The organism is Enterobacter sp. MGH 24 (assembly GCF_000493015.1).
GTDB lineage: Bacteria > Pseudomonadota > Gammaproteobacteria > Enterobacterales > Enterobacteriaceae > Enterobacter.
The window spans coordinates 339,520-353,082 of the sequence record NZ_KI535657.1 but is presented as its reverse complement, the minus strand read 5'-3'; the positions used below and the strand labels follow the sequence as shown (position 1 = coordinate 353,082).

11 protein-coding genes are annotated in these 13,563 nt (G+C 57.4%); 3 read left to right on the top strand and 8 right to left on the bottom strand.

The genetic code is table 11. The features are described from left to right. Positions 1 to 30 precede the first annotated feature (30 nt). The 3 genes from gshA (at position 31) to L370_RS20080 (ending at position 3,063) form a co-directional block, all read left to right on the top strand. Complete coding sequence (gene gshA, locus L370_RS20070) at positions 31 to 1,575, top strand: glutamate--cysteine ligase (protein ID WP_023333180.1); 1,545 nt, start codon at positions 31 to 33, stop codon at positions 1,573 to 1,575. A 153-nt stretch (positions 1,576 to 1,728) separates the two neighbouring features. Next, a complete protein-coding gene (luxS, locus tag L370_RS20075) occupies positions 1,729 to 2,244 on the top strand; it encodes an S-ribosylhomocysteine lyase (RefSeq protein WP_023333179.1) in 516 nt (171 codons plus the stop codon). Positions 2,245 to 2,298: 54 nt separating this feature from the next. After that, entirely contained in the window at positions 2,299 to 3,063 is a 765-nt protein-coding gene (locus L370_RS20080) for an AraC family transcriptional regulator (RefSeq protein ID WP_023333178.1), read from the top strand. Here the strand turns inward: L370_RS20080 and leuA are convergent. The 8 genes from leuA to proV all read right to left on the bottom strand — a co-directional run bounded on the left by leuA (position 3,050) and on the right by proV (position 13,258). Next, complete coding sequence (leuA, locus tag L370_RS20085; RefSeq protein WP_023333177.1) at positions 3,050 to 4,705, bottom strand: 2-isopropylmalate synthase; 1,656 nt, start codon at positions 4,703 to 4,705, stop codon at positions 3,050 to 3,052. The two genes, L370_RS20080 and leuA, sit on opposite strands and share 14 nt — an antisense overlap. 182 nt (positions 4,706 to 4,887) lie before the next feature. After that, positions 4,888 to 6,435: a multidrug efflux MFS transporter permease subunit EmrB gene (emrB, locus tag L370_RS20090; protein ID WP_023333176.1), complete on the bottom strand. Its 1,548-nt coding sequence runs from the start codon at positions 6,433 to 6,435 to the stop codon at positions 4,888 to 4,890. 16 nt (positions 6,436 to 6,451) lie between these two features. Beyond that, positions 6,452 to 7,624, bottom strand: coding sequence for a multidrug efflux MFS transporter periplasmic adaptor subunit EmrA (emrA, locus tag L370_RS20095; RefSeq protein WP_023333175.1), 1,173 nt, complete (start codon positions 7,622 to 7,624; stop codon positions 6,452 to 6,454). 126 nt (positions 7,625 to 7,750) lie between these two features. Then, a complete protein-coding gene (gene mprA, locus L370_RS20100) occupies positions 7,751 to 8,281 on the bottom strand; it encodes a transcriptional repressor MprA (protein WP_023333174.1) in 531 nt (176 codons plus the stop codon). Between the two features lie 313 nt (positions 8,282 to 8,594). Next, positions 8,595 to 9,779 (bottom strand): MFS transporter, encoded by a 1,185-nt coding sequence (locus L370_RS20105; RefSeq protein ID WP_023333173.1) that lies wholly within the window; start codon positions 9,777 to 9,779, stop codon positions 8,595 to 8,597. A gap of 208 nt (positions 9,780 to 9,987) precedes the next feature. Beyond that, a complete protein-coding gene (gene proX, locus L370_RS20110; RefSeq protein WP_023333172.1) occupies positions 9,988 to 10,983 on the bottom strand; it encodes a glycine betaine/L-proline ABC transporter substrate-binding protein ProX in 996 nt (331 codons plus the stop codon). Positions 10,984 to 10,992: 9 nt separating this feature from the next. Further along, positions 10,993 to 12,063, bottom strand: coding sequence for a glycine betaine/L-proline ABC transporter permease ProW (gene proW, locus L370_RS20115; protein ID WP_023333171.1), 1,071 nt, complete (start codon positions 12,061 to 12,063; stop codon positions 10,993 to 10,995). Then, positions 12,047 to 13,258 (bottom strand): glycine betaine/L-proline ABC transporter ATP-binding protein ProV, encoded by a 1,212-nt coding sequence (gene proV, locus L370_RS20120; protein WP_023333170.1) that lies wholly within the window; start codon positions 13,256 to 13,258, stop codon positions 12,047 to 12,049. The genes proW and proV overlap by 17 nt, the downstream gene beginning before the upstream one ends. Positions 13,259 to 13,563 lie beyond the last annotated feature (305 nt).

Below are 13,563 nucleotides of genomic sequence, written 5' to 3'. Positions count from 1 at the left end.
TAACATTACTTTGACAGGCGGGAGGTCAATTTGATCCCGGACGTATCTCAGGCGCTGGCCTGGCTGGAAAACCACCCTCAGGCATTGAAGGGTATTCAGCGTGGTCTTGAGCGTGAAACGCTGCGCGTTAACGCGGACGGTAGCTTAGCGACGACGGGTCACCCGAAGGCGTTAGGCTCGGCGCTGACACATAAATGGATCACAACCGATTTCGCTGAAGCACTGCTGGAGTTCATTACGCCAGTAGAGGGTGATATTGATCATATGCTGACGATCATGCGCGATATCCATCGCTACACCGCGCGCAACATGGGCGACGAACGTATGTGGCCCCTCAGCATGCCGTGCTATATCGAGCAGGGCCAGGAGATTGAGCTGGCGCAGTACGGCACGTCAAATATCGGTCGGCTGAAAACGCTCTATCGAGAAGGGCTGAAAAACCGCTACGGCGCGTTGATGCAGACGATCTCGGGCGTGCATTACAACTTCTCGCTGCCAATGGCGTTCTGGCAGGCGAAATGCGGTGAAACGGATAAAGACGCGATATCTGAAGGCTATTTCCGCCTGATCCGCAACTATTACCGTTTCGGCTGGGTGATCCCGTATCTGTTTGGTGCCTCCCCGGCGATCTGTTCTTCGTTCCTGCAGGGGAAACCGACCACGCTGCCGTTCGAGAAGACCGAGTGCGGAATGTACTATCTCCCGTACGCCACCTCTCTGCGCCTGAGCGATCTCGGTTATACCAATAAATCGCAAAGCAATCTCGGTATTACGTTTAACGAATTGCACGAATATGTGGCAGGATTGAAGCGGGCGATCAAAACTCCGTCGGAAGAGTACGAGAAAATCGGCCTCGAAAAAGACGGCAAGCGCCTGCAAATCAACAGCAATGTGCTGCAGATTGAAAACGAGCTGTATGCGCCTATTCGTCCTAAGCGCGTAACGCGCAGCGGTGAAACCCCGTCGGATGCGCTTCAGCGCGGCGGGATTGAATACATTGAAGTACGCTCGCTGGATATCAACCCGTTCTCACCGATTGGCGTTGATGAACAGCAGATTCGCTTCCTGGATCTGTTTATGGTCTGGTGCGTGCTGGCGGATGCGCCAGAAATGAGTTCAGACGAGCTGCTCTGTACCCGTACAAACTGGAACCGCGTGATTCTGGAAGGGCGTAAACCGGGTCTGACGCTGGGTATCGGCTGCGAAACGGCACAGTTCCCGCTGACCAAAGTCGGCAAAGATCTGTTCCGCGATCTGAAGCGTGTTGCCCGCACAATGGACAGCATCGACGGCGGCGACGCGTATCAACAGATTTGCGACCAGCTGGTGGAATGTTTTGATAATCCGGAACTGACGTTCTCAGCGCGTATTCTGCGTTCTATGATCGATCAGGGCATTGGTGGCACGGGGCGTTCACTCTCAGCGGAGTACCGTGAGATGCTGATGCAGGAGCCGTTAGAAGTGCTGAGCGAAGCGGATTTTGTAGCGGAACGCGATGCGTCCGTTGTGCGTCAGAAAGAGGTTGAAGCGGCGGATACCGAGTCGTTTGAAGCGTTTCTGGCGAAGCAGGCTTAAGCAGAAAAGAAAAAGGCCACATCGCTGTGGCCAAAATATACATCTCTGAATTCAGGGATGATGATAACAAATGCGCGTCTTTCATATACTCAGACGCGCATTCTGTAGAAGAGTTCAGTTTATTTTAAAAAAAATCACTATCGGAGGTGACGTATGCCGTTATTAGATAGCTTTACTGTCGACCATACCCGTATGGAAGCACCTGCAGTACGCGTGGCGAAGACCATGTACACCCCGCACGGCGACACGATCACCGTCTTCGATCTGCGTTTCTGCGTGCCAAATAAAGAAGTGATGCCAGAGAAAGGCATTCATACCCTGGAGCACCTGTTCGCCGGTTTCATGCGTGACCATCTGAACGGCAACGGCGTTGAGATCATCGATATCTCTCCGATGGGCTGCCGTACCGGGTTCTACATGAGCCTGATTGGTGTGCCTGACGAGAAACGCGTCGCAGATGCGTGGAAAGCGGCGATGGAAGACGTGCTGAAGGTGAAAGAGCAGAACCAGATCCCTGAGCTGAACGTTTACCAGTGCGGTACTTATCAGATGCACTCTCTGGAAGAAGCGCAGGAAATCGCGCGTCACATCATCGAGCGTGATGTTCGCGTGAACAGCAACGAAGAGCTGGCCCTGCCAAAAGAAAAACTGCAGGAACTGCACATCTAGTGCACCTTTTCCCTCTCCCTCAGGGAGAGGGTAGGGTGAGGGTGGTTTAATCCCATGACCACAACCGCAACCTTCTGCTTTACCCATCGTCCCCTCGTTCCGTTTGCCCATGATTACGTTCATGGCGACAGTGAGCCGTGGCATCAGCACGACTGCGCGCAGCTGTTGCACACCCTGAGTGGTGTGGTACGGGTGGATACCGCATCGGGCTGCTGGGTTGTTCCTCCGGGTCGCGGCGTCTGGCTGCCGGCGGGGACCCGCCACTCGCTTCGTATCACCGGCAACGTCGCAGCGCGAACGCTGTTCATCGATCCGCTGGCGCGGGCCGATCTCCCCGCAACCTGCCAGATCGTGCAAATCGCGCCGCTGCTGCGCGAGCTGATCCTCGTCTCCCTTGCTTTACCTGAATCGTACGCACCCGGCAGCCGGGATGAGCGCGTCTATGAGCTCATTCTCGATGAAATCCGCACTATGCCGGTGCTGCCGTTTCATCTGCCCGAGCCGGAAAGTGAGGCATTACGTCACCTGTGTCTGCAAATCCGGCAAAACGCGGGGGAAAGCTGGAGCGGCGCGCAGGCCGCGAGCCTGATGAACATGAGCGAGCGCACCCTGAACCGCCATTTTCAGCAGCAGACGGGATTAAGCTACGGCGAGTGGTTGAGAAGGGCGCGCCTGCTGGAAGCCTTAGTGCGGCTGGCGCAGGGCCAGCCCGTATTGCGCGTGGCGCTGGATCTGGGTTACGGCAGCCACAGCGCCTTTACGGCAATGTTCCGCCGGGTGATGGGCGTCTCCCCCAGCGATTACTTTAAGAACGACTGACGGCGTTTAGGAGCGCCTGAAGCGACGCGCGCGCCACGTCGCTGTCAATGCCCACGCCCCAGCGGCTGCTGCCGTCCTGGAACAGGCAGCGGATGTAGGCCACCGAGCGGCTGTCGCTGCGTTCGCCTAACGTGTGCTCGTGGTAGTCCTTAATCACGAACGGGGCGTTGACCCAGCGGCTTAAGCCCTGAGCGGCGGCGGAGAGCAGACCGTTACCCTGACCTTCCAGCTGGCGCGTTCCTCCCTTTGTGACGACGCTGGCCGTCAAACGCAGCTGGCCGTCCTGCTGGCTGTCGCTGCGGTAGGATTGCAGCGCAAACGGCGGCGTTGCCACCAGGCCGTAGCGGGTGCGGAACAGGTGCCACAGCGCATTCTGCGTCATCTCTTTTCCGTGGCGATCGGTTTCCTGCTGCACGTGCTGGCTGAAATCCTGCTGCAGGGCGCGGGGTAATTTCAGACCATGATTCTGTTCGATGAGCCACGCGCTGCCGCTTTTCCCTGACTGGCTGTTCACGCGGATCACCGCTTCGTAGGTGCAGCCGATATCCTGCGGATCGACGGGCAGGTAGGGCATCTCCCAGCGCTCGCCAGGCCTGCGGGCATCAAAGCCTTTTTTGATCGCGTCCTGGTGCGAGCCGGAGAAGGCGGTATAGGCCAGCCGACCCGCCCAAGGATGGCGCGGATGCACCGGCAGCTGGTTGCAGGCTTCCACCACTTCCACCACCCGGTTCATATCGCTAAAGTCCAGATTAGGGCTGACGCCCTGGCTGTAGAGATTCATTGCCAGCGTCACCAGGCAGACGTTGCCCGTGCGTTCCCCGTTGCCAAACAGGCAACCCTCCACGCGGTCTGCGCCCGCCATCACGGCCAGCTCGGCGCTGGCGACGCCGGTACCGCGGTCATTATGCGGGTGTACGCTGATGCAGACGTCCCGGCGGCGGCTGAAGTGGCGACAGAAATACTCGATCTGGTCGGCATAGACGTTCGGCGTGCTCACTTCGACGGTGGCCGGTAAGTTGATCACCATGGGCCGTTTGTCGCATGGCTGCCAGATCTCCGCCACGGCTTCACAAATCTCCAGCGCAAATTCCGGTTCGGTAAAGCAGAAGGTTTCCGGGGAATACTCATACTGCCAGCGGGTGTCCGGGTTCTCTTCACACAGCTGACGAATAAGCCGCGTGGATCGCGTCGCCAGCTCGACGACCTGCGCTTTCTCCATGCCGAACACCAGGCGGCGGAACAGCGGGGCGGTGGCGTTGTAGAGATGGACGGTGGCCTGTTTCGCACCGCGCAGGGATTCGAAAGTGCGATGAATGAGATCTTCCCGCGCCTGGGTTAACACCTGAATCGTGACGTCATCCGGGATGCGGTTTTCTTCAATCAGCTGACGAACAAAGTTGAAGTCCGTCTGCGAGGCGGAGGGAAAAGCGACCTCGATCTCTTTGAATCCGCAGCCCAGCAGCAGGTCCCAGAACTGCAGCTTGCGGGTGCTGTCCATCGGCTCGGCAAGGGCCTGGTTGCCGTCGCGCAGGTCGGTTGAGAGCCAGCGCGGCGCGCGGGTGATGCGTTGCTCCGGCCAGCGGCGGTCGGGCAGGGAAAGCGTGGGATAGGGTTGGTACTTGTCGGCGGGTGTGTTCAGCATGATGCGCTCCTGTTGTCTTTTCACTATCGTGAATCGATTTCAGGCGCGCTGCTTTATCGAAACTGACAATCGCTGTCGCGTTCTGGACACGGTGCGTTTTTTTGCCGGATGGCGGCTACGCCTTATCCGGCCTACGTTCGTAGGCCCGTTAAGCGCAGCGCCACCGGGCAACTGTCACAGGACTAGTGCGCCCCACCGCCGCCGCTACCGGCACCAAACGGGGGTTTAGCAAACCACACCAGCCCCAGCAGGACGATAAAGATCCCTGCCGATATCCAGAAAATCTCGTTGGCCGAGATAATCAGCCCCTGGTTGGTGATCTGCTGGGCAATCCACCCTGACGCCTGCTGCTCCGTCATGCCCATTCCCTGCAGCTGGTTGTACATCTGCTGAGAGTTCGGGTTGAACGGGTTCACCGCTTCGGTCAGCTGCGCATGGTGCATCGATTCACGGTTCGTCCACAGGGTCGTGGTGATCGATGTACCAATCGAGCCCGCCAGCGTTCGCGTAAAGTTCGACAGGCTCGATGCCGCCGCCATGCGCTCGGGCGGTAAACCGGAAAGCGTGATGGTGGTCAGTGGCATAAAGAAGCACGCCACGGCAAAGCCCTGAATAAACTGCGGCCACGCGGACGCGCCAAAGTCCATTCCCGGTTCGAACGTATACGCGCGCCAGTAGAAGCACACGGCGTACATGATAAAGCTGAACGTCACCAGCCTGCGCATGTCGAGCTTGTGGGCGAAGCGGCCAATAATCGGCGACAGCAGAACCGGAATCAATCCGACTGGCGCAGAAGCCAGCCCTGCCCAGGTTGCGGTATAGCCATATACCTCCTGCAACAGCTGCGGCAGCAGAACGATCGCGCCGAAGTAGAGCATGTAGGCGAGGCTGATACACAAACAGCCGATGGTGAAGTTTCGCGACTTAAACAGCGACAGGTCGACTATCGGATTGTCGTCCGTCAGCTCCCAGACAATCAGGAAGCTCAACGACACCACCGCGACAATCGTCAGGATGATGATCTCCCGGGAGTTGAACCAGTCCAGCTCTTTGCCCTGGTCGAGCATGACCTGCAGGCTACCGATGCCGACAACCAGCAGTGCCAGACCAATGGCGTCGATACGCCGCTGTTCCGTCCGGGTTTCTCTGCCGCGCAGCGTCTGGAGCGTCAGCATTACCACGACGGCGCCAATCGGTACGTTGATAAAGAAGATCCAGCCCCAGTGATAGTTGTCGCTGATATAGCCGCCTAAGATAGGCCCGCAAATCGGCGCGACAATCACGGTCATTGACCACAGCGCTAGCGCAATCGAGCGCTTGGCGGGCGGGTAGTTGTTCAGCAGCAAGCTCTGCGACAGCGGGATCAGCGGCCCGGCGACAATCCCCTGAATAACGCGGAAGAAGATCAGCATCGTCAGGCTGCTGGACATGCCGCACGCCCAGGAGGCAAGAACGAACAATACCGTTGACCAGAGGAACAGCTTCACTTCACCGACGCGCTTTGCCAGCCAGCCGGTAATCGGAATGGAGATGGCATTTGCCACCCCAAACGAGGTAATGACCCAGGTCCCCTGGCTCAGCGACGAGCCAAGGTTACCGGCGATGGTCGGGATCGCCACGTTCGCGATGGTGGAGTCCAGCACCTGCATGAATGTCGCCAGCGACAGCGCGATGGTCATAATGACCAGCTGCGCGCCTTCCAGCGGTTTTTGCGGCTTTTGCTGTTGCATAACGCTCACCTTCGGATTAACCGGCGTTTGCCTTCACGATGTCATCGATCAGCTTGTTGACCGGATCGAGGCTAATTTCACGGGCGTTACTTTCATAAGCCGGGCTGTTGCGCACCTGGCTTGCCAGGATCTGACCGTCGCGGTTGGCGGTGTCGACCGTCACCAGCGTTGACAGGCCGATACGCAGCGGGTGATCCGCCAGCTGTTTGGCATCCAGCTCAATACGCACAGGCAGACGCTGTACCACTTTGATCCAGTTACCGGTGGCGTTTTGCGCAGGCAACAGGGAGAAGGCGCTGCCGGTTCCCATATCCAGGCCAACCACTTTACCGGTGTACTTCACGTCATCGCCGTAGATGTCGCTGACAACCGTCGCGGTCTGGCCGATACGCATATGGGCAAGCTGCGTCTCTTTAAAGTTGGCGTCTACCCACAGATTGTCTGCCGGCACGACTGCCATCAGCGGCGTGGTTGGGCTAATCTGCGCCCCTGGCTGGACGGAACGACGGGAGACGTAGCCGGTCATCGGGCTGACGATTTTGGTACGCTGCAGGGCAAGCCACGCGTTGCGCACTTCGGTCGCCGCCTGCTGTACGGCGGGCTGGTTTTCCAGGCTGGTGCCCAGCACCATCGCCTGGTTGGCGTTGTACTGTTGAATGGCTACATCCAGCTGGGCCTGAGCGCTGGCAACGGCGTCGCGGGCGTGCTGCAGCTCTTCACGGCCAATCAGGTTGGCCGTGCCAAGCGGAACGCGGCGGTTCAGGTCGCTCTGCGCCTGCGCCAGCGCCGTTTTCTGCACGTCGATGTTAGCCTGCAGCTGTTTGCTGTTGATCATCAGCTGGCGGGTCTGACGAACGCTGGAGGCCAGCGCGGTCTGTGCTTTTTCAAACGCCTGCTGGGCGTCGGTTGGATCGAGGGTCACCAACACATCGCCTTTTTGCACAAAGTCGGTATTGTCAGCCCAGACTTTCGTCACGCTGCCCGACACCTGCGCCATAATTTGTACCTGGTTTCCTGCCACGTACGCGTCGTCAGTCTCTTCAGCATGACGCAGTACTAAAAACCAATAGATCCCATATGCCACGGCAATAATGATAAAGAGCAAGGTCAACAGAAGAAGGGCGCTCTTACGTTTGCCTTTCTTGTTGCCCGGTTGCTGCGGGGTAGTGCTCTCCGCATTTGCGCTCATTGTTGTTCTCCACGATCTTCTTATTTTCACATCGGCTGAGCCGACCTGTTGTCAGAAAGGCCAGCAGTGTGACGTGCTGGCCTGTCGGTTTTCTTATAAATCTGGAATGGTGAGCGTGTCGTCGCGTTAGCGCAGCGCCTCAAGAACGGCGCCGTCTTCATCCATCTGGTCCAGACGGGTGAGCAGCTTGCGAGTGATGTGCTCAAGCTGGTCGCGCTCGGCGGTGCTGAGGACAGACCAGAGTTTGTGCAGGCAGTTGTGCTGTGGTGGCAGCACCTCGCGCAGGAACTGGTGACCTTTGTCGGTCAGTTGCAGATGCAGGCAGCGGCGATCGTTGTCGCTTTCACGGCGCTCAATCCAGCCGCGCTTTTCGAGTTCATCGGCAATACGGGTCGCATTGGTACGGGAGGAGCCCAGTGCGCAGCTCAGTTCGGAAGGCTGAATGCTGTGATTTTCCTGAGACTCCAGCGTGATCAACGCCATAAACAACGTCTCGTTAATCCCTTGAGCTTTCAGCATTTTATTACGGTTTTCCAGTAGCTTACCCTGCATGTGCATGCACAGGCGAGTCAGCAGGATTTCCTGGTACGGGAAGTCCTCATGGCGACTGGCGCGGAATTTAAGCATTTGTTCAATGGGCGTAAACGAACTATCCATTTGGGCATAACCTCATTAATTACAGCCGATATAGTAACGATAGTGACAAATAATGTAAATGAATTATTTGTGCGGTTATATCCGCCAAACTTATGTCACCATCAGAAAGCGCCGGGTAAGTCCGTGACCCGGTGAGCACAGAAAGCGTAGGGGGTAAACCCGCTGAAGAGAGGATGTGAGGACGGGGGTCTGAACTATTCATGCCGATTGTAAATATGTCACCCACATTAAAATTTCTGGGATAAATGATTACGTTTACATTAACAGAGTGAAGGGCCTCTTAACACCCTAAGAGGCCAACGCAATGTAAAACTTAGTGAATTGCATCCTGACGATGGTAGCCGCGCCACCATACTAGCAGGTTAAGGGTGGCGACGATGGCCCCGATCGCGCATACCCCCGACCAGCCTGCATGCTGCCACGCCGACGCTGAAATAAGTGAACCCGCAGCGCCGCCGATGAAGTAGCTGGTCATGTATCCGGCCGTCAGGCGGTTACGCGCCTCAGGCTTCACGCGATAGATGACGGTCTGATTGGTGATGTGAACGCCCTGCACGGTGAGATCGAGTACCAGGATGCCGACGATCAGCGCCAGCACCGAGAGATGTCCGTACCAGATCGCCGCCCAGGAGAGCAGAAGCAAAACCAGCCCTGCGGAGGTGGTCAGGTGGGATTTGCCCTTGTCGGCCAGCCCGCCTGCGGGACGCGCGCCGAGTGCGCCTGCGGCACCGGCCAGGCCGAACAGGCCAATCACCCCTTCGGAATAATTGAACGGCGGGGCGGCCAGCAGAAACGCCATCGACGTCCAAAGAATGCTGAAGTTGGCGAAGGTGAAGCAGCCCAGCAGGGCGCGGGTGCGCAGAAGCTTATCCTGGGTGAACAGACTAAAAACGGAGGCCAGCAGCTGCGGATAGTTCAGGTGGTTTTCCTGCTTAACCTTTGGCAGCCCTCGCCACAGCGCCAGCGCCATGACGACCATCAGCACGCTCGCCACCCAGTATACGGTGCGCCAGCCGCCGAGGCTTGCCAGCAGCCCGGCAACGGTACGCGCCAGCAAAATCCCCAACAGCAGGCCGCTCATGATAGTGCCCACCACCTTGCCGCGTTTTTCCGGGGAGGCGAGGGTCGCGGCGAGCGGGACCAGGATTTGCGCCACCACGGAGAACAGCCCCGTGAGCGCGGTACCGACGATCATCATCGTCAGCGACTGGCTGCTGGCGGTGATCAGCATCCCACCGGCGGCCAGCAGGGTCATGGAGACGATCAGCATTCGGCGTTCAAACATATCGCCGAGCGGCACCAGGAACAGTAGCCCGGCGGCATAGCCCAGCTGTGCTGCGGTAACGATAAAGCCTGCGGAGCTGGCGGAGAGATTGAACGCGCGGGCGATGGTGTCGAGAAGAGGCTGCGCGTAATAGTTGCTGGCGACTGCCAGACCCGTTGCCACGGACATTAAAAGGATGAGCGCGGGGCTAAGCCCTTGAGGTGTTTTTGTCATTAGTTTCAGGAATCGTTAGTTGAGTGATTATTTTTCCGGAAACCATAATAGCGAATGATTGTGAAAGTTGGGGGATTGTTGGGTGATGTATTGTGCGGTTTAGGGGGATTGTGCGGTTTGATCCCCTCACCCCGGCCCTCTCCCAAGGGGAGAGGGAGGTCATCGTCCCCTCTCCCTCTGGGAGAGGGTTAGGGTGAGGGAAAATGTTTTACTTCTGCGCCGCAAGCGCCTCTTTCACCCAGCCGTCAAACTGCTGCTGGTGGGCTTTGATCCAGCCGTCCACGTGGCCTTTCACATCCGCTTCAGACGATTTGCCCGCATGCATCATCGCGTTCTGGGCATTGATGTCCGCCAGCGGCAGCTTCATCACCGAGAACAGCTTCGCCGCCGCCGGGTTTTTCTCCGCCCAGGCTTTGTTGGCCACGATATGCATGGTGTTCACCGGGAAGCCGTAGTTCATGCCGTTCGGCAGTTTGGTGTCGATATCTTTCTGCTCGCCCGGCAGGGAGGAGAACGGCACCTGCAGCCACACGACGTCTTTACCCGGCTTCAGCACGTCGCTCACCCAGTACGGCGTCCATGTGTAGTAGATCACCGGTTTACCCTCTTTGAAGCGGGCAATGGTGTCGGCCATCATCGCGGAATAGTTGCCGTGGCTCACGTCGACCGTTTTCGCCAGATCGAACGCTTTGTTCTGGTGGTTAATCACCGCTTCACAGCCCCAGCCCGGCGAGCAGCCCATCATGTCAGCCTTGCCGTCACCGTTGGTGTCAAACAGCTTGGCGATCTTCGGATCCTTCAGCTGTTCAATGTTGGTGATGTGATACTTATCGGCGGTTTTCTTGTCGATCAGATAACCCTGCGCCGCACCCGTCACGAAGGTACCCTCGCGATAGAACTTCTTGTCACCACCGGCGGCGGCATACATATCGTCATGCAGCGGCTGCCAGTTCACCGCGGTAAAGGTGGCGTCACCGGAGGCAATCGAGGTATAGCCCACGTTGTAATCCACTTCGCTCGGCGTATTGACCGTATAGCCCAGCTTCTCCAGCGCGCGGCTGACGATCAGGGTCTGGAAGCTCTCTTCCGAAATGGTGCTCTGCACCGGCTGTACGGTAATGCCTTTGCCAGGCAGCTCAGCCGCAAACGTGCTGGTGGAGACAAGGGTGGCAAACGCTGTGGCAAAAAGTACGTTATGTCGCATCGTTGTTCCTTATTTTGACTTCGTGAAAGGGCGGGTGAGTAACCCGACAGGGCCGGTGGTATACCAGCGACGGTTGCCGCGACTGCGTGAATCACGACCGACGGCCTGGGTCAGGCGGTCAAGAATAATGGCGAGGATCACGATGCCCACGCCGCCGACGGTGGCCAGCCCCATGTCGAGACGGCCAATGCCGCGCAGCACCATCTGGCCCAGACCGCCCACGGCGATCATTGAGGCGATTACCACCATCGACAGGGCCAGCATCAGCGTCTGGTTAACGCCCGCCATGATGGTCGGCATCGCCAGCGGGAGCTGAACTTTAAACAGCATCTGTCGCGGGCTGGCACCGAACGAGCGTGACGCTTCGATCAGGTCCGCAGGCACCTGGTTGATCCCCAGAATGGTCAGACGAATAATCGGCGGCAGAGCGAAGATAATGGTCACCACCACGCCCGGCACGTTGCCGATGCCGAACAGCATCACGATAGGCACCAGATAGACGAACGCCGGGGTGGTCTGCATCGCATCCAGCAGGGGACGAATAATCTTCGCCGCCCGCGGGCTGCGCGCCAGCCAAATCCCCATTGGTAAGCCGATGACAATGCAAAAGAGCAGGGCGGTCAGCACCAGCGCCAGGGTGATCATCGCCTGCGACCAGGCCCCAATCGCGCCGATGGCAATCAGCGAGATCAGCGTGGCGATCCCCATCCCCGCGCTACCAAACTGCCAGGCGATCAGGGAGAACAGGATAATGGCGACCGGTGCCGGCATGCCCAGCATCAGCTGCTGGAAGCCGTTCAGGATGTAATCCACCGGGACGCGGATCCCCTGGAAGACCGGACGGAAGTGCGTGACCACCCAGTCGATCCCCTCTGTGACCCAGCTGTCCAGCGGGATCAGCGTTTTGTGGAACGGATCCATGATGTTGAAGTGTTCTGGCGCAGGCGCGGGTGCGCTGTTCAGCCAGTCTGCCGCGCCGCCGCCATCGGTCGGCGCTGGCGTGGAACCCCACGCGTCGGCGGATTGCGCAGCGCTGTCCGCTGCCTCAGTGGCGCCCCACGGGTTAGATTGATCGGTCATTGTTTGCCCCCTCGCGATCTAAAGCCTGCAGCAGCATCCGTTTTGAGATGATGCCGACGTACTGTTGTTCCTCACCCACGACCGGCACGGCGCACGGCGCCTGGCCCACGTGAGAGAGCAGCTCGCTGAGCGGCGTTTCGGCATCCACGGCAAGCGGAGCGTCAATTAACGCCGCATCGATTCCCTGGTTCTCAGTGAGAGCCGTTTTCAGGGAGTCGATGGAGACAATGCCAACAAATTTATTGCCGCGTTCAACCAGATAACCGTATTCACGGTCTTCGTCCTGCAGCAGCTTCAGCGCTGAGCGCGGGCCGAAGCCTGGCGTTTTACGGATAATGCCGTTTGGCGCTCGACGGGCAATATCTTTAGCGCTAAAGACCTGACTAATATCCACGCCGCGGAAGAAGGTGCGGACATAATCATTCGCCGGATTATTGAGAATTTCATCCGGCGTGCCGACCTGTACCACTTCACCGTTTTGCATAATGGCAATACGGTCGCCAATACGCATGGCTTCATCCAGATCGTGGGAAATAAAGACAATCGTTCGCTGATGTTTAGCCTGTAATTTTACCAGTTCATCCTGCATCTCGGTGCGAATTAACGGATCGAGGGCGGAGAAGGCTTCATCCATTAATAATATGTCTGGATTAATGGCTAATGCACGGGCTAATCCCACGCGCTGGCGCATACCGCCGGAAAGTTCATCCGGGTACGCATGCGCATAATTTTCCAGCCCGACCTGACGCAGTGCATCAAGGGCTTTTTCCTGACGTTCCTGAGCGGGCGTACCGGCTAATTCCATCCCGAAAGCGGTATTATCCAACACCGTCATGTGCGGCATCAGCGCGAATGACTGGAACACCATTGCGATCTTCTTTCTGCGCACCTCGCGAAGCTCAGCGTCTGATATTCTGGCGATATCCACGCCGTCAATCAGCACCTGTCCGCGGGTGGGTTCAATCAGGCGATTGAGAAGGCGAACCATAGTGGATTTACCCGAGCCGGATAATCCCATGATGACAAAAATCTCGCCTTCTTCAATGGCCAGACTGGCGTCTTTAACGCCAAGCGATAGCCCGGTTTTTTCCAGAATTTGCTCTTTCGTAAGGCCTTTCTCAATATATTTGAATGCGCGCTGCGGATGCTCGCCAAATACTTTATAAAGATTTTTCACTTCTAATTTAATTGCCATGCAATAGAGAGTGTCCTGTTATTTGTTTATGCCGATATGATTACCATGGTAAATTGTTAACGGGCATAACCCTAACATACTGAGAATCTGAGACAACCCTGAGTCGGGCTGAGGGGGGAATTTTAACGCAAGCGAAACGGCTGAATTTCCCATGAATAAAGGGCTGAGGGCGGTTTGAATTTTTCTCAATTTTTTGCTGCTGCATAGGGAAATTTCGCCTGAATCGGAATAATTCAGGCGAATATGACATGGGAATTACAGTGTAGTTGTTTTGTAAATATTAGAGAGAGAATTGTTGGGTTCAT